Source organism: Solibacillus merdavium, assembly GCF_014836935.1.
Taxonomy (GTDB): domain Bacteria; phylum Bacillota; class Bacilli; order Bacillales_A; family Planococcaceae; genus Solibacillus; species Solibacillus ferritrahens.
This window is the reverse complement of the sequence record NZ_JACSPW010000027.1, coordinates 1-21,766: the sequence shown is the minus strand read 5'-3', so window position 1 is coordinate 21,766 and position 21,766 is coordinate 1. Positions and strand designations below refer to the sequence as shown.

Annotated in this window: 26 protein-coding genes; 5 read left to right on the top strand and 21 right to left on the bottom strand. The window is 37.4% G+C overall.

Translation table 11 applies throughout. The features are described from left to right. Positions 1–58: 58 nt before the first annotated feature. The 3 genes from H9632_RS17905 to H9632_RS17895 all read right to left on the bottom strand — a co-directional run bounded on the left by H9632_RS17905 (position 59) and on the right by H9632_RS17895 (position 1,948). Complete coding sequence (locus H9632_RS17905; RefSeq protein ID WP_191705429.1) at positions 59–694, bottom strand: hypothetical protein; 636 nt, start codon at positions 692–694, stop codon at positions 59–61. Between the two features lie 67 nt (positions 695–761). After that, complete coding sequence (locus H9632_RS17900) at positions 762–1,343, bottom strand: hypothetical protein (protein WP_191705428.1); 582 nt, start codon at positions 1,341–1,343, stop codon at positions 762–764. Between the two features lie 80 nt (positions 1,344–1,423). Next, entirely contained in the window at positions 1,424–1,948 is a 525-nt protein-coding gene (locus H9632_RS17895; RefSeq protein WP_191705427.1) for a dehydrogenase, read from the bottom strand. A 221-nt stretch (positions 1,949–2,169) separates the two neighbouring features. Between H9632_RS17895 and aspA the strand changes: the two genes are divergently transcribed. Then, positions 2,170–3,594 (top strand): aspartate ammonia-lyase, encoded by a 1,425-nt coding sequence (gene aspA, locus H9632_RS17890; protein WP_191705426.1) that lies wholly within the window; start codon positions 2,170–2,172, stop codon positions 3,592–3,594. 50 nt (positions 3,595–3,644) lie between these two features. Here aspA and H9632_RS17885 read toward each other — a convergent pair whose 3' ends face one another. From H9632_RS17885 to H9632_RS17875, 3 genes are read right to left on the bottom strand one after another with little or no spacing between them, the layout of a single operon-like run. Further along, on the bottom strand, positions 3,645–3,947 hold the full coding sequence (locus tag H9632_RS17885) for a DNA primase (protein ID WP_191705425.1): 303 nt from the start codon (positions 3,945–3,947) through the stop codon (positions 3,645–3,647). After that, positions 3,944–4,630 carry a DUF771 domain-containing protein gene (locus H9632_RS17880; protein ID WP_191705424.1) on the bottom strand — a complete coding sequence of 229 codons (687 nt, stop codon included), beginning with the start codon at positions 4,628–4,630 and terminating at the stop codon, positions 3,944–3,946. Before H9632_RS17880 ends, H9632_RS17885 begins: the two co-directional genes overlap by 4 nt. Further along, positions 4,614–5,042, bottom strand: coding sequence for an ATPase (locus H9632_RS17875; RefSeq protein ID WP_191705423.1), 429 nt, complete (start codon positions 5,040–5,042; stop codon positions 4,614–4,616). The genes H9632_RS17880 and H9632_RS17875 overlap by 17 nt, the downstream gene beginning before the upstream one ends. 88 nt (positions 5,043–5,130) lie before the next feature. Here H9632_RS17875 and pgeF point away from each other — a divergent pair, with 88 nt between their 5' ends. Then, positions 5,131–5,892 carry a peptidoglycan editing factor PgeF gene (gene pgeF / locus H9632_RS17870; RefSeq protein ID WP_191705422.1) on the top strand — a complete coding sequence of 254 codons (762 nt, stop codon included), beginning with the start codon at positions 5,131–5,133 and terminating at the stop codon, positions 5,890–5,892. Positions 5,893–6,229: 337 nt separating this feature from the next. On the opposite strand, the gene H9632_RS17865 is transcribed toward pgeF, so the two are convergent. From H9632_RS17865 to H9632_RS17835, 7 genes are all read right to left on the bottom strand, one after another. Then, a complete protein-coding gene (locus H9632_RS17865) occupies positions 6,230–7,036 on the bottom strand; it encodes an aldo/keto reductase (RefSeq protein WP_191705421.1) in 807 nt (268 codons plus the stop codon). 184 nt (positions 7,037–7,220) lie between these two features. Next, entirely contained in the window at positions 7,221–8,219 is a 999-nt protein-coding gene (locus tag H9632_RS17860; protein WP_191705420.1) for an NAD(P)/FAD-dependent oxidoreductase, read from the bottom strand. A 161-nt stretch (positions 8,220–8,380) separates the two neighbouring features. Beyond that, the gene (locus tag H9632_RS17855; RefSeq protein ID WP_191705419.1) at positions 8,381–10,774 is read right to left on the bottom strand and encodes a heavy metal translocating P-type ATPase; all 2,394 of its coding nucleotides are present in this window, start codon (positions 10,772–10,774) and stop codon (positions 8,381–8,383) included. Positions 10,775–10,869: 95 nt separating this feature from the next. Beyond that, complete coding sequence (gene copZ / locus H9632_RS17850) at positions 10,870–11,076, bottom strand: copper chaperone CopZ (RefSeq protein WP_191705418.1); 207 nt, start codon at positions 11,074–11,076, stop codon at positions 10,870–10,872. Positions 11,077–11,089: 13 nt separating this feature from the next. Next, positions 11,090–11,416 carry a metal-sensitive transcriptional regulator gene (locus tag H9632_RS17845; RefSeq protein ID WP_191705417.1) on the bottom strand — a complete coding sequence of 109 codons (327 nt, stop codon included), beginning with the start codon at positions 11,414–11,416 and terminating at the stop codon, positions 11,090–11,092. A 151-nt stretch (positions 11,417–11,567) separates the two neighbouring features. Beyond that, a complete protein-coding gene (locus tag H9632_RS17840) occupies positions 11,568–12,353 on the bottom strand; it encodes a class I SAM-dependent methyltransferase (RefSeq protein ID WP_191705416.1) in 786 nt (261 codons plus the stop codon). Continuing rightward, entirely contained in the window at positions 12,341–12,775 is a 435-nt protein-coding gene (locus tag H9632_RS17835) for a BrxA/BrxB family bacilliredoxin (RefSeq protein WP_191705415.1), read from the bottom strand. Before H9632_RS17835 ends, H9632_RS17840 begins: the two co-directional genes overlap by 13 nt. A gap of 356 nt (positions 12,776–13,131) precedes the next feature. Here H9632_RS17835 and H9632_RS17830 point away from each other — a divergent pair, with 356 nt between their 5' ends. The 3 genes from H9632_RS17830 (at position 13,132) to H9632_RS17820 (ending at position 15,993) form a co-directional block, all read left to right on the top strand. Further along, a complete protein-coding gene (locus tag H9632_RS17830; protein ID WP_404829040.1) occupies positions 13,132–13,272 on the top strand; it encodes an aspartyl-phosphate phosphatase Spo0E family protein in 141 nt (46 codons plus the stop codon). Positions 13,273–13,576: 304 nt separating this feature from the next. Beyond that, positions 13,577–14,110: a GNAT family N-acetyltransferase gene (locus H9632_RS17825; RefSeq protein WP_191705413.1), complete on the top strand. Its 534-nt coding sequence runs from the start codon at positions 13,577–13,579 to the stop codon at positions 14,108–14,110. 365 nt (positions 14,111–14,475) lie between these two features. Beyond that, complete coding sequence (locus tag H9632_RS17820) at positions 14,476–15,993, top strand: AbgT family transporter (RefSeq protein ID WP_191705412.1); 1,518 nt, start codon at positions 14,476–14,478, stop codon at positions 15,991–15,993. A 61-nt stretch (positions 15,994–16,054) separates the two neighbouring features. On the opposite strand, the gene H9632_RS17815 is transcribed toward H9632_RS17820, so the two are convergent. The 8 genes from H9632_RS17815 to H9632_RS17780 form a co-directional block, all read right to left on the bottom strand. Continuing rightward, on the bottom strand, positions 16,055–16,960 hold the full coding sequence (locus H9632_RS17815; RefSeq protein WP_191705411.1) for a cation diffusion facilitator family transporter: 906 nt from the start codon (positions 16,958–16,960) through the stop codon (positions 16,055–16,057). A gap of 129 nt (positions 16,961–17,089) precedes the next feature. After that, the gene (locus tag H9632_RS17810) at positions 17,090–17,812 is read right to left on the bottom strand and encodes a metallophosphoesterase family protein (RefSeq protein ID WP_191705410.1); all 723 of its coding nucleotides are present in this window, start codon (positions 17,810–17,812) and stop codon (positions 17,090–17,092) included. A gap of 105 nt (positions 17,813–17,917) precedes the next feature. After that, positions 17,918–18,472, bottom strand: coding sequence for a histidine phosphatase family protein (locus tag H9632_RS17805; protein ID WP_191705409.1), 555 nt, complete (start codon positions 18,470–18,472; stop codon positions 17,918–17,920). A gap of 58 nt (positions 18,473–18,530) precedes the next feature. Continuing rightward, complete coding sequence (locus H9632_RS17800) at positions 18,531–19,418, bottom strand: alpha/beta hydrolase fold domain-containing protein (protein ID WP_191705408.1); 888 nt, start codon at positions 19,416–19,418, stop codon at positions 18,531–18,533. Between the two features lie 114 nt (positions 19,419–19,532). Beyond that, the gene (locus H9632_RS17795; protein ID WP_191705407.1) at positions 19,533–20,081 is read right to left on the bottom strand and encodes a lipoprotein; all 549 of its coding nucleotides are present in this window, start codon (positions 20,079–20,081) and stop codon (positions 19,533–19,535) included. 46 nt (positions 20,082–20,127) lie between these two features. Beyond that, positions 20,128–20,358: a hypothetical protein gene (locus tag H9632_RS17790; protein ID WP_191705406.1), complete on the bottom strand. Its 231-nt coding sequence runs from the start codon at positions 20,356–20,358 to the stop codon at positions 20,128–20,130. Positions 20,359–20,362: 4 nt separating this feature from the next. Then, a complete protein-coding gene (locus H9632_RS17785; RefSeq protein WP_191705405.1) occupies positions 20,363–20,905 on the bottom strand; it encodes a DUF2812 domain-containing protein in 543 nt (180 codons plus the stop codon). A gap of 1 nt (position 20,906) precedes the next feature. Beyond that, on the bottom strand, positions 20,907–21,218 hold the full coding sequence (locus H9632_RS17780) for a PadR family transcriptional regulator (RefSeq protein ID WP_191705404.1): 312 nt from the start codon (positions 21,216–21,218) through the stop codon (positions 20,907–20,909). Between the last annotated feature and the right edge of the window lie 548 nt (positions 21,219–21,766).

Below are 21,766 nucleotides of genomic sequence, written 5' to 3'. Positions count from 1 at the left end.
ATCTCATTATTTAAGTTGTTCACTTAGAAACTCCTCATTATAAATCTTGCCATAAATGTCATACGCTAGCTACATCACGAGCTATTCCTATAAGATACCATTCTCCATCTCTTTCTTGGTAGATAAACCGCAAAGATTGGAATAAATGCTCCGTTTCTCCTGGCGAATAGTATTCGACGTATTTAGCATTCGGATAAAATTCATGAATGGTATTTATTACACCTGCAAAATTCTCTCCTGGTTCATTGAATGTAATAATACTATAATCTGCATCACTCATTCCCCATTTTCGTAAGAGGAACTGTTGAACATATTCATGGAAGGACATTTCAAATTCTTTACCTGATTCATCGGCTCCCCATAAATACTTTGTATTATTTCTTTCACTTATCTCCTTCTTTGATAAGTTTACATATTCCCCTCCATAGCCATCGGGATGACCAAAATCCGCATAAAAAGCAAAGGTAACACCATGTTCTTGATCAACCTGCTCAGCAAATTTTTCATAGTTAGAATCCTTTAACAGGGAGAATATTTCTTCTGACAATGCTAATAACTTTTTTTCTGTTTCTTTTTCTGAACTCATTTTTTCAGTGTCGGTAGTCGTAGAAACCGGTTGCTTTCCACCTTCATCACAGCCGTAAAGCATTAGCAAACTTGTGACTAAAATTAAAAACCCCCTAATATTTTTCATTTTTCCTCCTGTTACCTTTTTCTTTATTATTTAAAATTGTATTTAATCTTACTGTTTCGTAATTACCCTAATTAGTATAAATTGATTTCAATAGATAATTTCCACTTTTCCCCTTATGCTCAACAAATGAAAACTCGTAGGATACATTATTAACTCCTAAAATGATTAAAACTGTATCTTCTTGTACCATATAAGCTCTAAACTCAAAATTGTTATAATCAAAGCTGTCTCTTATAGGTATTTCATTTGAATCCCCAAAAGAAATCGTATTATTCTCTTTATTAAGTTTTACTGTAGGGGCAATGATTTCTTCTAAATATTCATAATCCTTGTTTATCATTGCACTTATTGCCCGCAGTGATAAATTAAGTGTTTCTTTTAATTGTTCATGTTGTGCTTCACTCAAATCACGGTTTTGTTCGGTTCCGGTTACCGAAGTAGCCAATTTCTCTTCACCCTGACTAATCATTTGATTTTCTGGCTTAGAGGAAATTAAATAAAAAATTGTTGCACTCCCTATCAAAAGTAACAATATCATGCTAGCTGTAAGTTTCTTAAATATAAGTTTCACCCCATTCTTACGTTTTCTAGTGTTAATCCCGTTGAAGATTTGCCCGCAATTCGTTAAAGCGTTTACTCGTGTCGACAATGAAGGGTAGTTCTACTCATTTGAGTTGTTGCTCCTAAAGCTTTTAATCGTGTGATGAATACTGAAGAGCCCCTCAATATTTATTGCAGCTTTTCCTGAACAATCGCATTATCTTCATAAATTGTTCGTTGAATATCAATTAACTTCCCTTTTGTCGTGTTCGTCTTTTCCATCTTGATAACATACGTATTTGGTAGTGCAATTTCCGTACATACAATATCTTTTTCTTTACGAATATCTTCAGGGTAATTTAACTTTACAATTAATGTTTCCCCTTCTTTTTTAACACTCTCGAATACTCTGCCACAGCCATCTGAATAAGCCGTTATAAAAAGGACTTCTTCTGTTTCAAAGTCTATAGCATGGACTGTATCAAACTCGAATATTTCAGCCCATGTTAAATATAGTTTCTCATCCTGTACAATTGAAATGCTAGAACCTATCTCTGGTGGCATGTAGTTCAACTGATGTAGTAGTTTATAGTCAATATTGTCTTCCGCTGCGTCTTCCCCACTATTTTCACCCAAATTACCTGTCTGCTCACCACTATTACAGGCACCCAATAACATAATTAGTATAAACATGTATGGTAACCAATTTTTCATTGTATTCCGCTCACTCCTTTCTAATTTAGTCGCATGAAGCAGAAAAAAGTTTCGTAATTGACTAGAATTTGTTTATAATGAACTTCGGCAATAACTTTTTAAAGTTCACATGAACACGTCAAATAATCTAATAATTCAGCAAGTAAGCTTTTAGGAGTTTTTGACGTATAATGTAATTGTTTATCCAACTATTACACCATTCTCTTGGAGGGTTCGTACAAATGAGTACACGTATTGAAAAAGACTTTTTAGGCACATTAGAAATTCCAAAGGACGCATATTACGGCGTTCAGACAACTCGTGCAATAGAAAACTTCCCCATCACAAAAATGACTATGCATCCGGAATTGATCCGCGCATTTGCCATTGTGAAAAAAAGCTCAGCACTTGCGAATGCAGCGATCGGTAAATTAGACGCAACAATTGCTAATGCGATTGCGCAAGCATCTGATGACATTATTAAAGGGCATTTACACGATCAATTCGTTGTAGATCCAATTCAAGGCGGCGCAGGTACTTCAATGAACATGAATGCCAATGAAGTCATTGCTAACCGTGCGTTAGAAATATTAGGGGAAGAAAAAGGTACTTATTCAATCATCAGTCCTAACAGCCATGTTAATATGGCCCAATCAACTAATGATGCATTCCCATCTGCTATTCATATCGCAACAGTAGCAACTTTAGACAAGTTAATAATGGCGATGGAAGTAATGCGTGACAGTTTCATTCAGAAATCAGTAGAATTTGATTCCATTGTAAAAATGGGTCGTACTCATTTACAAGATGCAGTACCAATCCGTTTAGGTCAAGAATTTGGTGCATACGCGGCAGTAGTAGCACGTGATATTGCCCGTATTAAGAAAGCTCAGCAAACAATGCTGCAAATCAATATCGGTGCAACTGCTATCGGTACTGGTTTAAATGCAGATACACAATATATGAAATTAGCTGTAGAAAACATTGCTGCTTATAGTGGATTCCCATTCATTAAAGTAGATAATTTAATCGATGGTACACAAAATACAGATACGTACGCAGAAGTTTCATCAATGTTAAAAATTGCGATGATGAATATGTCGAAAATCTGTAATGATTTACGTTTAATGGCATCAGGTCCAAAAGCCGGTTTTGCAGAAATCCGTTTACCGGAACGCCAGCCTGGTTCATCTATTATGCCTGGTAAAGTAAATCCAGTTATGCCTGAAGTGATTAACCAAATTGCTTTCCAAGTAATCGGTAATGATGTTACAATTTCTCTTGCTTCTGAAGCAGGACAATTCGAATTGAATGTAATGGAGCCTGTATTAGTATTCAACTTGCTACAATCAATCGAAATTATGACAAATGGTTTTACAGTATTCACAAAATACTGCTTAGATCATATTGAAGCAAACGAAGCGCGTTTACATGATTTTGTAGAGCAATCAATCGGTGTTGTAACAGCTTTAGCCCCTCATTTAGGCTATGAACGTTCAAGCCAGATTGCCCGTGAAGCACTTCATAGCGGTAAATCTGTACGTGAACTTTGCCTACAATATAATTATTTCACAATCGAACAATTGGATATTATTTTAAATCCATTTGAATTAACACAGCCAGGTATTGCTGGTGAACGTGCTTTTGAGAAAAAAGTAATTCTATAATATAAAGAAAGCTCCACTGAGAAAATTAATTTCCCGGTGGAGCTTATTTTTTAACTGAATAAAGTTTCCTTTGCTAAAGAAATGGCACGTTTACTTACTTCCAAACGATCCCCATCAGCATTTTTCTTAACGACATCATTTATTTCGTCAAAAATGGATTTTAGCTGTGCTTTCGGCTTTACACCAACCATCATCGGTGCTTTTTCGAACTCTTCAATGCGTAGCTTTTCCTGCTTTGGTGTAAATCCTTGATCTTCCCCAATTTTCGGGAATGCTGTAGTTTGTTTTTGTATATTTCTTGGACGAGTCTGGTTCGTTAAACTTGAACTACCAGCGCCAACAGATCGAATCATGAAAGATCCCCCTTCTTTTTCCTACTTTTTTGTACATCAATATCCGCGTAAATTTCGATTTCCTGAAGCGCCTGATTTGCTAGCTGATCGGCTTCACCATTTTGTTTGCGGTCAATATATTCATAGTGAGGTCGAATGCCAAGCTTTTGCAGCTTCACATCGATTTTATCCGCCCACGTTGTCAAAACGGAATCAGTTACCGCCCATTCGCCGTTCATTTCATTAATGACTACTTGCGAATCGCCATAAATCTTCACTTTTTGATGGTGGACACCCATTTCCTCAAGCTGTTCAACCGCAAGATTCAGAGCCGCATATTCCGCTTCATTGTTTGATGTTAAATACTCCGCCAGTCGGTTCGTTCGCAAGCGATAGTTTTTCCCATTCTGTTTATAATAGACGACTATCCCTAAACCAGCCAGCTTTTCTTCTCTATGAAAACCGCCATCGAAATACACCTCTACTTCAGAAGGTTCTGTTTCGAGTGATTTTAAATATTTTTTTAGTTCTTTTAATGTCCATGTACTGTCATGTTCATCTGTCATCACAATACTTTTTGTCCGACCCGTATTTTCCATATCCAGTACGAGCGTATAGGCATGCGCAGCAGGTATGGCCTCACTTCGCCAAGTAATTTCCTGCTTGGACTTTGTGATATAGTGCCATTCAATCGTCAATTCCAATCGGCTCTCCCCTTCCATCTGTCAGTTGCTGTAAGTCTTCTTTATAGAACCAGTTAATACACAGTGTACTAACCATTATGCCAACTATAAACGGCGGTGATACAAAAAATAAAAAATCCGCGCTGCCGATCGGTACTTTAAGAATCATTCCGAAAATAATTGGCTGAAGCACGCAAAAAACAAGACTTGTGAACAAAAGTGCACGTTTGCTGTAACGTTTGCGCATGATGTACAACACATAATACCAAGGGATGACGACAAAGAAGTAAATTGGCAAAACATAAACAATTATGGTCACGGCCGTACCGAATGTGATCGCTTCATTCGCATAAGGAATTGCAACCGCTATAAAAACAATAACCGCCATTACATAAGGTAAAAAACCCGTTAAAATGATTTGCCAACTTTTCATCCTATTCCCCCTATTTCCCATCATTATACCAAACCCCATTTGCCTATACAAAAATTGCTTTTGAGGGTATAGTACAGGGGGTGATAAAATGAAGGTAAAATTTTATGAAAATAATGTAAAACGAGTAATGGGTATTACACTCAAAGATTCAGCATTTTCCGAGGACAATAATATGGCCCTGCATGTTTGCAAAAACGAAGCTAATATTATCGAAAACCGCAAACAGCTTGCATCACTGCTGGAAACAGACCTGTCGGATTTTGTCTGCGCCAATCAAACACATAGCGCAAACTTCTTCCGTGTAGAAAAATCAGAAATCGGTAAAGGTGCGACAGACAACGCAACAGCCATTTCCGACACCGATGCCCTCTATACGTACGAATCGAATGTCGTAATCTCAAGCTTCACTGCAGACTGTGTACCCGTTCTATTTTATAATGAAAAAACAAACCTAGTCGGTGCCGTTCATTCCGGTTGGCAAGGTACGATTAAAGAAATTACTTTAAAGTTGCTACAGCATTTAAACACACAAGAAAATTGTGATATGCGTGATTTAAAAGTGTTAATCGGACCTGCAATTAGCCAGGAAAAATTTGAAGTGGATGCGGATGTGCAGGAGAAATTCAATGCACTCGGCTATGCGGATGAATTTATGTACTGGAATGAAGATACAGGTAAATTCCATATCGATAATCAGTTAACCGTGAAAAAGCAATGCATGCTTGCAGGTGTTCCTGAAGAGAATATTACAATTGACCGTATGTGCACATTTTTGGATGATGACGGATTTTCTCATCGTCAAGACCGAGGTACAGGCAGACATTTGAGTTTTATTATGCGGAAGGAATAGGTTCTTGTGTTTTGGATGAAATTTGAATCAAATAGTACTCCACTTACGATAAGTTTTGTACAGTCACATTGGAATATGGGCTTTAGATAAGTCGAAGTATTTTTTATTAGAACTTTAGATTAGATATTAGAACCTTTTGGCTGGATATTAGAAGATTCCCGAGCGATATTTGAACATTTCAACAGCTTATTAGCACATTGGACAGATATATTAGAAAACTGAACTAATATTAGCACATTTTTAAATATATTAGAAGATTCGACCTGGTTATTAAAAAACGTAAACCAACAGACTAGATAAAACAAGCGTCTCCTAAATTGGAGACGCTTGTTTACATTTACAGACTTTCAATTCTTTCTACATCTGTTGCAGTTAATTCGAAATCGAAAAGTGCTAGATTAGCTGCTTGATTATCACGGTTGTGTGATTTTGGAATAACGATTACACCGCGCTCTATTTGATATTTTAATAACACTTGCGCGCCAGTTTTCCCATAAGCTTTACCGATTTCATCTAACACTTCGTTTTGATCAGCTTCAGTTTTCATAGGCCCCCATGCAACAGGCGTAATACCCTCTTCTTGTAATAAAGCCAGAAGTTCTTTATTCTTTTCTTTTAAATTAATTTGTATTTGATTAACGGCTGGCTTCACTTTAGCGAATTCTTTCAATTCATCAAGCTGATTTTTACCAAAGTTTGAAACCCCTATTGCTTTTAGTTTGCCCGCTTCGTAATAATCTTCAAATACTTCCCAAGTGTTTTTCAGCTGTTCTTTGTCTTCGATCGGGAAGTGAATAAGAAGCAGGTCCAAATAATCTGTTTGGAAGTTTTTCAGACTATTATCTATAGCTGCTCGAGTCGCATCTTTTGAAGAAATATATTCTTCGTTCGCCGGGACTTTTGTCGTAATAAATAAATCTTCTCTAGGAACTGTGCTTTCTGCTAAAACTCTTCCGACAAGTTCTTCTTTGTTATACATAATAGCAGCGTCTATTGATCGATATCCCAACTCAAGTGCTGACACGAGTTCAGGAATTTCATTTTTTAATGCTCCTTTAAATTCATTATTTTCTTTTCCATACGTATTTGTTCCGGTACCAACAATCGGCATTTTTACTCCATTATTAAGTGTAATGTATTCCATAGTTTAGGCACTCCCTTTAAATTCTCATTATTTTTCCTGCTAGTTATATCATAACGAAATATGGAATTTTCAGAAAGTAATAGGTAAAGGTCTACGCTTATAATAGTAGATTCCTAAATGTAGATAAAAAGAGACACAAATTCATAAGCGAATTGTGTCTCCATTTCTCTTATTAAACCCCATACTACTTCCTACTGAAAATATCCGTGCTGTGCGGTACATGTTTTTTTGCTGATGGGTCAATATACAACCGTGCCGCACTAATTGCAACCGGCGCTTCACCGAATCCAGTTGCAATTAATTTCACTTTTCCATCGTATGTGGTAACGTCACCAACAGCATATATTCCTTCGATATTTGTTTCCATTTTAGAGTTTACGATAATGGAATTTTTCTCAATTTCCAAACCCCACTCTTTGATTGGACCTAATGAGGATTTAAATCCATAGTTTACGATTATTTCATCCACCTCAAGTGTTTCTTTTTCTCCTTCTGCATTCCGGATGACAACTTGTTTAATGCCCTTTTCATCACCAAACAACTCATCAGGTATAAAAGGCGTTTTTATGTCTACACTCGATTTGAGCAGCTTTTCAACACTGTGCTCATGCGCTCTAAATTGATCACGTCTATGGACAATAGTAACTTTCTTTGCAATAGGCTCAAGCATAAGTGACCAGTCAATAGCTGAGTCTCCTCCGCCGAAAATAACTACATTCTTCCCCTGAAATTCATTTAACTCACTGATGAAATAATGAAGGTTTTTGCCCTCGTAATATTCTGCTCCTACAACTTCCAACTGTCTTGGCTGGAATGCACCAAGACCAGCTGTAATAATGATTGTCTTTGAATAATGTATTTCTTTGTTCGTCGTCAGCTTAAATGTTCCGTCCTCCAACTTAGTAATTGTTTCGACACTTTGCTCAGTTACTATTTCTTGGTTAAATGCTGACATTTGCTCTTTCAAATTATTCACAAGTTCCCGCGCCCGGACCTTTGGAAAACCTGCAATATCATAAATATATTTTTCTGGATAAAGTGCAGCAAGCTGCCCACCTAATTGTGGAAGACTTTCAATTAACTTAACTTCAAGCTGGCGCATACCTCCGTAGAATGCCGTAAACATACCCGCAGGACCTCCACCGATAATCGTGACGTCATATACCTTTGAATCTTCCTTCATATTGATTGCTCCTATCATTATTGGTTTATTTATAATAAAGATGGAATGAGAAAAACATCGATTGTAAGCTTTCACTACAACAAAAACTATACTGTGTTTCTATGTTGATATATTCTTTATTATGAAACGTAAGCATTCTTTATTCAGGAAGTCGGTTATTTTTACAATTTAACACGTTGCAGTCTTAATGCGTTCAATACAACCGAAACAGAACTGAATGCCATCGCGGCACCTGCTACCCAAGGAGCTAGGAAACCGAGTGCAGCAATCGGAATGCCAATGATATTATAAGCAAACGCCCAAAACAGGTTTTGTTTAATGTTCGTCATCGTTTTACGGCTCATTAAAATTGCATCTGCAATACTGTTCAGATCCCCGCGAATTAATGTAATATCTGCCGCTTCCATCGCAACATCGGTTCCTGTACCAATTGCCATTCCGATATCAGCTACCGCTAGTGCCGGTGCGTCGTTTATCCCGTCACCAACCATTGCAACATTACGCCCTTGTTGTTTCAAGGTTTCAATTTGCTGTGCCTTTTGTTCAGGCAGCACTTCTGAGATGACTTCATCAATGCCCACTTCCGCCGCAATAGCTTGAGCAGTACGTTCATTGTCCCCAGTAAGCATAATCACTTTCAGGCCAAGCGCATGCAAACGTTTCACCGCTTCAGCAGATGTTTCTTTTACCGTATCCGCCACGGCAATAATTGCTGCGAATTCTTTGTTAATGGCAACAAGCATCGCAGTCTTTCCTTGCTGTTCCAATGAAATCAATTGCTGTTCAACTGATTCATTAATATCAATTTGTTGATTACGCATTAGTTTTCTCGTACCAACAGCTACTTCGACATCATCTACTTGCGCTTCAATACCAAGTCCAGGAAGTGCTTGGAAATTTGATACAGCTGACAGTTTAATACCACGCTCTAACACACCTTCAACAATCGCTTCTGCCAAAGGATGTTCAGACTGTTTTTCTGCTGTTGCGGCAATGCGAAGCACATCATCTTCATCAAAATTATTAAACATCACTACATCCGTTAACACCGGCTTCCCGTTAGTAACGGTACCTGTTTTATCAACAACAACTGTATCGACAAAACCAGTCTGTTCAAGATGTTCCCCGCCTTTGAACAAAATCCCGAGCTGTGCGGCACGTCCTGAACCCGCCATAATCGATGTCGGTGTCGCCAAGCCGAGCGCACAGGGGCATGCAATAACAAGTACCGCTATTGTCGCTTCAAATGCCTGGATAAATTCTCCGCCGATTAGCCACCATAAAATGAATGTCACGACGGCAATTCCGACAACGATTGGTACAAAAATATTGGAAATCTTATCGGCAAGTCGTTGAATGGGTGCTTTAGAACCTTGTGCCGATTCTACAATTTTAATGATTTGTGACAGAGCTGTTTCACTGCCAACCTTTAAAGCTTTCATTTCCAGTGCACCGTTTTTGTTTAATGTGGCACCGTAAACAAAATCGCCAATTTTTTTTTCGACCGGCAAACTTTCGCCTGTCAGCATCGATTCATCTACCGCAGAAGTACCGGAAACGACTTCACCATCGACAGGAATCTTTTCACCAGGCTTCACGCGGACAATATCATTAATGCGCACTTCTTCAAGCGGCACAGACTGCTCGACGCCATCCCGGATCACAAGTGCTGATTTCGCCTGCATACCCATCAGCTGTTTGATTGCCTGTGAAGATTTGCCTTTTGCACGTGCTTCAAACAGTTTCCCTAATAAAATTAACGTAATGAGCACCGCGCTCGTTTCAAAATACAAGTGCGGCATATGACCGCTCGGATGTGCGAGCATTTGATAAATACTATAAAAATAGGCCGCACTCGTTCCCATCACAACGAGCACATCCATATTGGCCGCACCACTACGTAATGATTTGTATGCACCTACATAAAATTGCCAGCCAATAATAAATTGAACAGGTGTTGCTAATGCTAGCTGTACCCAAGGATTCATTAGAAGGTCCGGCACATATAAGAAGCTCGTAAATGAAAAGTGTGCCACCATCGTCCATAATAGTGGCAGTGATAGAATGGCCGCCGCGATAAATTTAATTGTTTGCCGTTGGATTGCTTTTTCCCGATGATCAACCGGGTCGCCCTCGACTACAGCTTGTGCCCCATAGCCAATTTTCTCAATACGCGCAATAATATCGGACACCGAAACTTGTGACGGATTAAACTCTATCGTCGCTTTCTCCAATGCCAAGTTCACATTCGCAGTAGAAATCCCGTCCATTTTCCCAAGCACCTTTTCGATTCTTGCCGAACATGCCGCACACGTCATACCATCGATTGTGAAATCTGCTTTCTCTTTGACAACATCATAGCCGAGCGCCTGGATTTTTTGCTCGATATCCTGTGCTTTGATGACCGTTTCATCATATTGAACCGCTGCTTTTTCAACCGCTAGATTGACGTTCGCAGATTCGACCCCTTCCATGCGGTTCAACCCTTTTTCAATCCTTGCCGAACACGCCGCACACGTCATACCTGTTACTTGCAATGTCAATTCTTTTGTCATATTCTCACCTCTTTATACCTCAAGGGGGTATAAAATTTTATAAAAAGAGAGGTTCTCTAAATTAGAGAACCTAAAACATTCGTAAACCTCAATTATTAAACAACGTCATAACCTTGTTCATCAATTGTTTCTTTAATTTTATCAACTGAAACAGCATCTTCGTTATACGCAACTGCTACCTTTTTTTCAGCTAGGTCCACTTTTACTTCCTGTACACCAGCTAATGCGCCAACACTTGTTTCAACAGCTTTTACACAATGCCCGCATGTCATACCATTTACATTTAAAATTACGTTTTCCATTCTCGAACACTCCTTATTTTTTCATCATTTTTTGAATTGTAACTACAAGCTCGTCTAATACTTCTGTATCGCCTTCATTTAAACGATCGACTACACAGCCTTTTAGATGACCTTCCAACAAAATTTTCGCGACACTATTTAAAGCAGATTGAGTGGCCGATAATTGTGTAATGACATCATCACAATAAATATCTTTCTCAATCATACCTTTAATCCCACGAATTTGCCCTTCTATACGATTTAATCTTGTCGTCAAATCTTTTTTTATCGGTTCAGGATGATGACTTTTACGACAGCTCACTTCATGAATTACGTGCTCTTCGTTGCTTTCATGGATCATTCAACCAATCCCCCTTACTTATTTTTACATTACCATACCTATATGGGGTATGTAAAGTTCCAAGACGTTCCTATTTATGTGCAATTCATAGCAACATATTCATTCAAATCAAAAAAAGCGCTGAAGCTCCTATAAAAGAACTTCAACGGCCTTATTTTATATAGACACCATAATGGAATTTTGCAGTTAGACGGACATCGCGCTGAAAATGATACCGTTCAAACCAATCCGATTTAAAATGTGCCTTTAAAACAACACGTCTTTTAGCAACACGCTTTGCTTCTATTACCCATTCATCCGTTAACGGGATATGGTTACCAGCGAAACGTAATGCTTCAAAATTAGTCGATTCCTCGATTACTTCGGTAAACATCGGATCCATATATACAACATCAAAACTGTTATCTTCCTGTTTTTTCAAAAATTCAAGCGCATTGGCATGAATGACTTTAATATTGCGCATATAGGACGTTAATGGGAGCTCGGAAGTATCATAAGTTTGCATACCTGTTTTCACAATAAATGCTACATTTTGATCGGCTTCAAGACCGATGATTTCACCACTATTCCCAACCGCATATGCCGCTAATAAGCTGTCTGAGCCGATACCGAGCGTACAATCTAAAAACGTATCGCCCTTTTGTAAAGCACACGCTGTAAGCAATGGCTCTTCTTCACCACGATCTACTCGTTTCAATCGAAATGCAGCAGAATTCGGATGAAAAAAGAAAGGCGCCTCAGCACCTTTCGCGTAATATTCATAACGGTTTTTCCCAGCAACGATTACATTCGCATCGTAAATTTCAGCAAGTTTACGAACTGAACGCTTTTGTCGTGGAATAATTTTCGCATTTAGTTCCTGACTTGCTAGTTCAGCTAATTTTAGCGATTGCTCGTCTGGACGTCCGGCAGTCGTGATGATTGTTAGTCGGCACATACTTGCTTTAATACATCTACTAAATGGTCACGAATTTGTTCCATAGGGAAGCCTTCGATTTGTTCACGTGGAATGAAATATGCTAATTGACCACCTTTTAAAATTGCCATAGAAGGCGAACTTGGTGGCACTTCATCAAAATAACCGCGCATCGCTGCTGTTGCTTCAGGGTCTTGACCTGCAAAAACAGTTACTAATTGATCCGGTTTTACTTCTGAAACTGCTTCACGGGCAGCCGGACGTGCTAAACCTGCAGCACAACCACATACGGAGTTAATGACAACAAGAGCTGTCCCCTTCGTTTCTGCCATAAATTCATGTACGCTATCCGCAGTCGTTAATTGTGTAAAGCCTGAATTTTCAAGCTCTGTACGCATTGGCTGTGTTACTTGACGCATGTATTCATCATAAGCATTTGTCATTTCCATAACCTCTTTCTGATTCTTATCTATTCACAATGCCCATTATATCAATGTTTTTCCGAGTTGTACAAAGATTGGATTGCTTTGACCTCGAATTTTAGGATACCTTTCCCTCCCAAAATAATGCTTAAAAATGAACCTTTTTATTAAAGTCAAGCTTGAATAATAGTTTGTCGAACAAATTTCCTTTATTTGTTACAAATTTATGAAATGTGTCAATTCTTACACATTTCGACACCTGGAATTTTTTGAATAAGATACCATATAAAAGTCATAAATATATTTCATCCACATAATGAAGATTACTAATAATAACGAATGGAGAGTTTACTTTGAAGATCTACTTGTTAAAAAAAATGTTAAAACTAAGAATTGAATTGAAAAGAAAATATATGTATAAAAAAGCAAAAAATTTAGGATATACGCATCCACAAGTAGTAAATTGCAGTCAGGAATTAGACGAATTACTTAATAAGTATTCTGATGTAGCTGCTTAATTACGGCTGTTCATCCATACCTATCGTTCCCTACAAAGCTTCACGCCTGAAGGATTAGCTTTATACTACTATTAAGATATGGATGAGCAGTATCATAAATTAAGTAAGTGTAGATTTTAAAAGACGTTTAGGACAGCATCAATGTTATCTGATGCTGTCTTTTTTTAGTTGTTAGTAGTCACGCCCGTGCTTCTCCAGGAAAGCGGACGTCGTAACCGAGAACAACGGCTACATGGTAGCACATTACACATCACCATTAATATGTTAAGATAATAAAAATAATAGTAAACAAGGTAGGAACAGCATGAATATAGTACCGTACGAAATAAAGTATGCAGCTAAAATTGCTGCACTTTTAAATGATTATTTACCATTTGAAATAGAAAATGCCCACACTATTGATCAGGCTGGTGGCATCCGTTATTTATCGCTCAATGAGCATGAGGAGGTTGTTGGCTATATTGCTGGATATGAAATAATTGATTTCAATAAGGACTTCCCTTATTTCCAGAATGAACTACAGTTTTTAAAAGAGCGTGTTTCGTCAGGCACAGCCTTTTATACAAGCCACTTTGTCGTCCATCCGAATGAGCGGAAAAAAGGGATTGGGACGGAACTTTTGCGTGCATACCTCAGTGCAGCTGAAACAATTGCACAGACGATTATAACGGTTGGCTGGGTACAGTCCGATACGAACCGCTGGGCAGCCGAGCGCCAATTTGTAGAACAAGGGTTCGAACCCGTCATTTATATGCCGCGCTATTTTGAACCTTACAAAGTCGATTGCCCTAGTTGCAAAGGACTTTGCTATTGCGATGCTCATATTTTTATAAAATAATAAAAGCCTAAAACAGCTTTGTGTGACTTGCTGCTTTAGGCTTTTTTGCATTTAATATCTTCTCCCCCTCTCTTTGTACACCCTACAAATACATTTGATTTTCTTAAATATACAAAACGTCACATTTCAGACACAATCACCTCATCAAATATACAGTTATTTACAATGACAATTTTCATGCCTATTCAACAAAATTTTCGAGAATAAAAAAGATTTATAGGTACTAAATTTTCTTTGACTATTAAACAACCCTTGCATTATTAAATTTTTTCTTTCTAGAGTTAATTCTGAATTTTTTCTAAAAATGGTATTCTATATATTTCTTACTATACTAAAAAAGTTACTTTAAATTAGGAGGAGAGACCATGGATAAAAAACAAAAAAAATCCTTAATCGATCGATTTTTAAATGGAATAGAAACAGCAGGTAATAAATTGCCTGACCCTATTACTATTTTCGCCATGTTAGCAGGTTTAGTCTTACTTGCTTCTTGGTTGTTAAACAAAATCGGTCTAACAGCAGTGAGTCCAACTTCCGGTGAAACATTGGAAGTTGTAAACTTACTTTCTAAAGAAGGTTTGCATCAGATATTAACAAACATGGTGTCAAACTTCACAAGCTTTGCGCCACTTGGCATCGTGATCGTTGCGATGATTGGTATTGGTGTAGCCGAGCATAGTGGTTTAATTACTACGATGATGAAAAAGACAGTACTATCTGCACCAAAGGGCCTGATCGTACCTGTCCTAATTTTCACAGCAATTTTTGGTAGTGTCGCAACAGATGCCGCATACATCATCTTGCCACCTATTGCTGCAATGATCTTCATGAGCATTGGACGCCATCCATTAGTTGGTATGGTTGCGGCTTATGCAGCAATTGCTGGTGGATTTAGTGCGAACATCCTAATTACATCACTGGATGTATTACTTGTTGGGATTACACAGGAAGCTGCGCGCCTAGTTGACCCGGAATTTACAGGTCTTGCAACGATGAACTACTACTTCATGGCCGTATCAACTGTATTATTAATTGCAGTTGCAACATGGGTAACAGTAAAAATCGTAGAGCCTCGATTCGGTAAATACGAAGGTAAAGTTGAAGTATTAGAAAAAGTAACACCTAAAGAAAGTAAGGCACTTATTTGGGCAACCGTATCTGCGCTTATTTATATCGCTGTTCTACTGGTTACGGTACTTCCGGAAAACGGTATTTTACGCGGTGAAAACGGTGAATTTTTACAATCACCATTTATGTCGGGTATCGTACCATTAATGCTATTCCTTTTCTTAATTCCTGGTATCGTCTACGGAATGGTAGTCGGTACAATCAAATCAGACCGCGATGTTGCTGGGATGATGTTCAAATCAATGGCAGACCTTGCATCATTCATCGTGCTGGCATTCGTTGCTGCACAAATGATTGCATTCTTTAGCTGGAGTAATATCGGCACAATTTTAGCAATTAAAGGTGCTGAAACATTACAGGCTATGAACTTCACGGGTGTACCAATGTTTATCGGATTCATCTTCATCGTGGCGTTAGTTAACTTACTAATGGCATCAGCTTCTGCGAAATGGGTACTACTTGCACCAATTTTCGTACCGATGTTTATGTATTTAGGCTACTCACCCGCTGTAACGCAAATGGCTTACCGTGTCGGTGACTCCATTACAAACCCGATTACACCGCTTCTTGCATACTTTGCGATGCTACTTGCATTTGCACGTAAGTATGATAAAAACATTAAAATGGGTACACTGATTTCAGCTTTAATTCCGTATTCAATTTTCTTCGCAATCATGTGGATTATTTTATTCGGGGTATGGCTATTACTAGGTTTACCAATGGGCCCAGGTGAAATATTGCATATTAATAAGTAACCTAAAGGAAAAGCACGACATGCTACATACATGTCGTGCTTTCTTTTCTTGTTTAATCGTGTTAAAAATGGAAATCATCTTCACAAATTATTTCTTCTTTCGGGTCATATGGTTCAATATGGACAAGTGTTGTCGTAAATTTGCTCAATTGCTCAACTGCCTGTTCAATTTGCTCGGTAATAGCATGCGAATCCCTGACATTTAAATTTGGATTCACACGTACTGTAACATCTACTAAAATTAAGCTCCCATGCTGTCTTCCACGGACATCTACCACTTCGCGCACCCGAGGAATTTTCGTTACTCGTTCTTCTATCGATGAGATTAACTCCGTATCAAATCCATCCGTTAAAGAGAAAACCGCATCTTTAAAGATTTCTATAGCCGTTTTTATAATAATCAAACCAATAATAAATGCCGTGATTGTATCAACAATTGGAAAACCTAGAATTGCAGCACTAATACCAATAGCTGTCCCTATACTAACTAACGCATCCGATCGATTATCGTATGCTGCTGCCCTGACCGCTGAGCTATTGATTTTTGTAGCGAGTTTAAGGTTATATTTATAAACTGCAAACATAACTACAGCACTAAATAATGCAACAATAATTGTAATTACAGAAGGCTCCTGCTCAATCGGATTTACTATTTTCTCCCCTGCCGATAAAAGAACTTCAATACCTACGTAAATCATAATAAATGAGGCAACAAGTGAAGCGATTGTTTCTGCACGGAAATGTCCGTATCGATGATCATCATCAGCTGGACGCTGTGAAATTCGCAGCCCAATTAATACCGCAATGGATGCAATAATATCTGTTGTATTATTTAAACCGTCTGCTTTTAATGCTTCTGAATCTCCTATAAAACCTACAGTAAGCTTCAGTATACTTAAAAATATGTAGGCAACTATGGATAAATAGGCTCCTTTTTCACCAGCCCGTAAATTTGTATATTGCTCCAAAATGTTTCCTCCCTGAAAAACTTCTTTAAACACGAAAGAGGTTACCCCTTTTCTAAAAATCAGAAAAGGAAGTAACCTCCAAAAATGCAGTTTATAATATTATATCAAAAATATAATGAACTGCCTAATTTATTTTGGCGGATCCACTACTACTTTATATATATTCAAAATCTCTCCGGCTTCAGATATATTTAATGCATTTAGTTGACCGGTCATATAGCAGCCACCGTCAATCCCAATATATTTGGCATCTTCACTTATCCACACATCACTTGAATCATGAATTAAGTGCACAGGTGTATGACCAAATACATTGACATAGGGTGTGCGGTTTTGAGACAAATAATGCTTACGAATCCAAAGAAAATCTTCGGCACTTGTATTATCAATTGTTTCAAAATTCGAATCAAATCCGGCATGTGTAAACAAAACATTTCCAATAATCACAAAAAGTTTGCTTGTTGTTATCATCGAAATTTCTCTCGCAAACTTTTCCTTAATCATTTCAACTTGTATGACTGGATTTACTGTCATGAACTCATTCGGAAGTTGATCTTGAAAATTTCTAATTGTATCCAGACCACCGTTTTTAAAAAAGCGGTCTTGTTTTATATCCGGGAAATTTAAATAATCGATCAACATGTCTTCATGATTGCCTAGGCAAACGATTACTTGATCACCGAATTCGTCTTTTAATTCCAGCACTTTTTGTATAACCTCTAATGACTTTGGTCCACGGTCGATTAAATCTCCTAAAATCACCAGTGTATCTTTTTTGTCCCAAAATGAAAGTACATGAACAAATTGATCATAATGGCCGTGAATATCGCTTACTACAAAGATGTTTTTCATAAGTCACCCACTTTTCAACCTGTTTCATTTTTAGTTTATGTAGGAATTTCTTACATTTTCCTTATATATATATTTCCCCCATTTTTTTATTTAAACTATAATTGCTTAAATAAATTCAATTTCACTTCCCCATATCCGATTCACCTTAATCTCTTTACTATTAAAATTAATTTCATAAACATCCGGATTGGATAGTTGTTTCCATTCATTAAATCCAAAATCACCATTATAGTGATTGATTAATAACGACATAATATTCCCGTGCGTAACGATTGCTACAGACGTATGATTTCCTTGTCGCAGTTCATTTACTAATTCAATCATTCGATTAACGGCCTCATTACTCGATTCTCCACCCGTAAACTTTAAATCATAATCTATGTAGGTTTGCTGTAATTTTTCAAGCCAATCTACAAGATTTTCACTACTCAATACCCTTTCCTTTAATCGTTCATCTACTTTAAAGGGAATACCGTTGTCCTGGATGAACATTTCTATTGTCTGTATGGCTCTTTCATATGGACTGGAAATGACTTCCTCTATTTGATAAGGAATTAAAAAATCCGCAAGACGCTTTCGTGCTTCCATTCCCGTTGCCGTCAACATTGCCTCAGGAGCTTGCCCCTCTGCTTCACAATGTCGAATGATATATACTTTCATGAAATGATATCCCCCTTTATTATAAAAAAAACGCATCAAAAAGTTGACGCGTTAACAGTTAATCATTGATGATTTGCACTAATGTATTGAAAGCTTTCTTCGCTTCGGGAATTGGAAATACCGGAAATACATGATTCATATTCGGGTATTCGTAATAATGGAGGGCTACATTTTGTTCATTTGCTTTACTTCGCAACATTCTTGCATCGACAAGAAGAAGCTCTCCTGTCCCAACAAAAACCGTTATTTGACCAATATCCTTTATTTCTCCATGCAAAGGGCTGACTTTATAATGTGTTAAATCCAGTCCGTTTGCCCACATACGACCGAGTTCCTGTGCCCCTAATACGCCAAGCATCGGATCTAGTTTTTCCAGCGTTTTATACTGAGGATCCTCTCCTCTTACATCTAGCCATGCCGAATGAAGTACAATATGCTGCGGCTGCATTTTCGACAGGTGCTTTACATCTTGCGCGAATGCCAACGCTAACCCGCCACCAGCAGAATCCCCCATAAAAATAAACGGTACGTCATAATCTTTTACTAATTGATCATACAAGCTATGAATTGCCTCAAATGCTTCCTTAACCGTATTCCGTGGAAGCTTCGGATAAATCGGTACGACAATTGTAAAATTCGTTACTTCAGCCAGCTTTACTAAGTAGCGCCAATGAAAAATGAGCGGGTCATTAATGTAAGCTCCCCCGTGGAAATAATAAATCACTTTTTTCGGAGAAGGCTGGTCATTAATCGTGTAATACAGCATCCCGGCTATCTCGTTTTTTCTAATCGAGTGCTTTTGCTGAAATTTCTCATCTAATACATAGGGCCGCTCATTGTATTTGCTTGCTATAAATTTTTCCATTAGCCGTGCATCCAAAAATTTCTTTTTAGTTCCCCTTAGCATTAAAAACCTTTCAAACAACACACTTTGCCAACTTCGCATCCACAGACCTCCATTTACTCAGTAAATTGTGCCATATAGCGTATGTAAAGAATTTGTAGATTATAATCGCGACTTACCACCAATCGATGCTCCAGCTTACTTTCAAAAATGCCCCTAATATTTCCGCTCCTGTCTTTCGGAACTATGAAACAGTTCTACCAACTTTTCAAATACTTCTTCTTCCTGATTGACTACTTTATAAGCGTTTGGAGATACATCCTCTGCACCTACACTTAAGATTTTATGATCCAAATCTATTGCGATTGTAGGACCACTTAAATATAGATATTGAGGACGGATAATCCAAAAATCAAAATCTTCATCTTTTTGAGAAAAATCTTTTTTATAAAGTTTCACTTCGACGGATTTTATATAATTCAACAATTCTTCCTGTTTTTCCTCTGATAAAGAATAATTCGTTTGTGGATAAACGAATTCATCGCGATCTAAATTCTCATAATATGTAGCAAAAGCAATTTCCCGATCATCAAACTGACCTTGGAAAATATTTTCAAGCGTGTTGGTTTTCTTTTTCATTTCCGCCTCCACCCGTTCAACAAGTGGCGCTTCTGTATTGATGACTCCTTGGCCCTCCATTTCATTTTGCTCACTACACCCAGTTAAGACGAGCATGGCGAATAGGAATGGTAGTATCTTTTTCATAACAAGCTCCTTTCTATCTTTGCTTACTATTTAAAAAATTGATTTACTAATTCATAGATTCTGGTACACCTTTTCTCATGAGTTGCTCATATTTTTTTGTTTTGTACTTTTTTAAAATAAAGGAACCAATTACTCCGATATATAACGAGAATAAAAACACAATTTTATAATCTTGAACTTGCTGGCGATATACATCAAATGCAGCTAAAATTAATGGGATAATTCCAAATAGTGACATGAAAAAGAATATATTATCGAGTGTTTTCAAATATTTCATCTCATTACCTCCCATGTTGTAATTGACGTACTTTTTTATGGAATTTGTATAACCCATAGCTATACCATATAACTACTGGTATCCCCATAATAATAAGAGCATTTAACCAATCGTAATCAAAATAAAATGTTGCAATATATGCGCCAATTACTGCAGCCGCAAATCCAATTACATAAAATGACATTATATTGCGAAATCTTCGTTCACGGTCAATGAGTGATAATTGATCTGAAAAAATATCCTTTCCCTCAATTGATATGAAAATATGTTTCATATAATAATGATTTTTTGCAATTAGCTCCCAACCAGCTTCATGGAAAAGCTTCTTATAATCATCAAACTCTTCTTTATCTTTTAAACTTCTGAAATCAATTTTGTATCGCATATTTACCGCATCTAAATCAACTTTAAATATATAATAGTTTTCACCAATTTCTTTTTTATCGTAATCTACAAGACGCCAACCGCTTTGGGCAAGCTCGTTTAACCATTGTTCTTCAGCTTCAAATGAATTAAATCTTTTACTCAATGTTCGTGTAATTGCCATCTTATCCCTCACCATTTAATTTGTATGTAAATAATAATAGCTTTTCATAACGTCGTTGTTCATCGATTAGCGCTTCTTTTCCTGCATCTGTAATGGCATAAATCTTTTTCTTTCGATTGTCTAAATCAACACCAACTACTTCAATTAACTTTTGTTTTTCAATATTTTTTAATACCCCATAAAGCGTTCCCGGTGCGATTTCATACTGCCCTTCGCTTACCTCTGAAATTGCTTTAATAATGCCATAGCCATGCGTTGGTTCTTTTATTAATGCTAATAAAATTAAATACGTTGGTTCTGATAAAGGAATCATAGGCCCTCCATATATTGACTGTCGATATATCGATATTACATATATTAAAATGTGTATATATCGAGTGTCAAGATATAATTAGCATATATTGTAAAACATTCAATTTTTTTAAACTTATATTTATCTTGTTTTAATGGTGGTAGCATATCCAAGTAACTGACAACTGCCCACAGCGCAAATATAAAAAAACCTTCCTAAGATATATCAGAAGGTAAGTAAAGGTATAGAATTTATCCCCAATTAATGAAATTCCGCCCCATCTACTATATAATGGAAATTACAAAACATAAAGGTTCATCACCATAACATGAGGTTGATTTTCTAATAAAATTTCACTTGAATAATTGATGGGCTACGGCAAGACAGCGCTAAAGCCGCTTGACGTGTCTTTATCACTGCCTTTATTGCCGTTTACGAGGCCCACCAATCCGAAAATTTTGATTTTGAAGCGTCCGTCCAACTTCGAGTGGACAAAACGCCTTAGTAGATAGAAAGTGCCTTATTTTAAATTTTTCAGTGCCCGCCTAAAATAAGGGAAGATTTTACCG

Bases quoted from the DNA above. Each gene is read 5' to 3' on its own strand.
- H9632_RS17905 (WP_191705429.1), bottom strand. From the start codon at position 694: ATGAAAAATATTAGGGGGTTTTTAATTTTAGTCACAAGTTTGCTAATG.
- H9632_RS17895 (WP_191705427.1), bottom strand. From the start codon at position 1,948: ATGAAAAATTGGTTACCATACATGTTTATACTAATTATGTTATTGGGT.
- aspA (WP_191705426.1), top strand. From the start codon at position 2,170: ATGAGTACACGTATTGAAAAAGACTTTTTAGGCACATTAGAAATTCCA.
- H9632_RS17885 (WP_191705425.1), bottom strand. From the start codon at position 3,947: ATGATTCGATCTGTTGGCGCTGGTAGTTCAAGTTTAACGAACCAGACT.
- H9632_RS17875 (WP_191705423.1), bottom strand. From the start codon at position 5,042: ATGAAAAGTTGGCAAATCATTTTAACGGGTTTTTTACCTTATGTAATG.
- pgeF (WP_191705422.1), top strand. From the start codon at position 5,131: ATGAAGGTAAAATTTTATGAAAATAATGTAAAACGAGTAATGGGTATT.
- H9632_RS17865 (WP_191705421.1), bottom strand. From the start codon at position 7,036: ATGGAATACATTACACTTAATAATGGAGTAAAAATGCCGATTGTTGGT.
- H9632_RS17860 (WP_191705420.1), bottom strand. From the start codon at position 8,219: ATGAAGGAAGATTCAAAGGTATATGACGTCACGATTATCGGTGGAGGT.
- H9632_RS17855 (WP_191705419.1), bottom strand. From the start codon at position 10,774: ATGACAAAAGAATTGACATTGCAAGTAACAGGTATGACGTGTGCGGCG.
- copZ (WP_191705418.1), bottom strand. From the start codon at position 11,076: ATGGAAAACGTAATTTTAAATGTAAATGGTATGACATGCGGGCATTGT.
- H9632_RS17845 (WP_191705417.1), bottom strand. From the start codon at position 11,416: ATGATCCATGAAAGCAACGAAGAGCACGTAATTCATGAAGTGAGCTGT.
- H9632_RS17840 (WP_191705416.1), bottom strand. From the start codon at position 12,353: ATGTGCCGACTAACAATCATCACGACTGCCGGACGTCCAGACGAGCAA.
- H9632_RS17835 (WP_191705415.1), bottom strand. From the start codon at position 12,775: ATGACAAATGCTTATGATGAATACATGCGTCAAGTAACACAGCCAATG.
- H9632_RS17830 (WP_404829040.1), top strand. From the start codon at position 13,132: ATGTTAAAACTAAGAATTGAATTGAAAAGAAAATATATGTATAAAAAA.
- H9632_RS17825 (WP_191705413.1), top strand. From the start codon at position 13,577: ATGAATATAGTACCGTACGAAATAAAGTATGCAGCTAAAATTGCTGCA.
- H9632_RS17820 (WP_191705412.1), top strand. From the start codon at position 14,476: ATGGATAAAAAACAAAAAAAATCCTTAATCGATCGATTTTTAAATGGA.
- H9632_RS17810 (WP_191705410.1), bottom strand. From the start codon at position 17,812: ATGAAAAACATCTTTGTAGTAAGCGATATTCACGGCCATTATGATCAA.
- H9632_RS17805 (WP_191705409.1), bottom strand. From the start codon at position 18,472: ATGAAAGTATATATCATTCGACATTGTGAAGCAGAGGGGCAAGCTCCT.
- H9632_RS17800 (WP_191705408.1), bottom strand. From the start codon at position 19,418: ATGCGAAGTTGGCAAAGTGTGTTGTTTGAAAGGTTTTTAATGCTAAGG.
- H9632_RS17795 (WP_191705407.1), bottom strand. From the start codon at position 20,081: ATGAAAAAGATACTACCATTCCTATTCGCCATGCTCGTCTTAACTGGG.
- H9632_RS17790 (WP_191705406.1), bottom strand. From the start codon at position 20,358: ATGAAATATTTGAAAACACTCGATAATATATTCTTTTTCATGTCACTA.
- H9632_RS17785 (WP_191705405.1), bottom strand. From the start codon at position 20,905: ATGGCAATTACACGAACATTGAGTAAAAGATTTAATTCATTTGAAGCT.
- H9632_RS17780 (WP_191705404.1), bottom strand. From the start codon at position 21,218: ATGATTCCTTTATCAGAACCAACGTATTTAATTTTATTAGCATTAATA.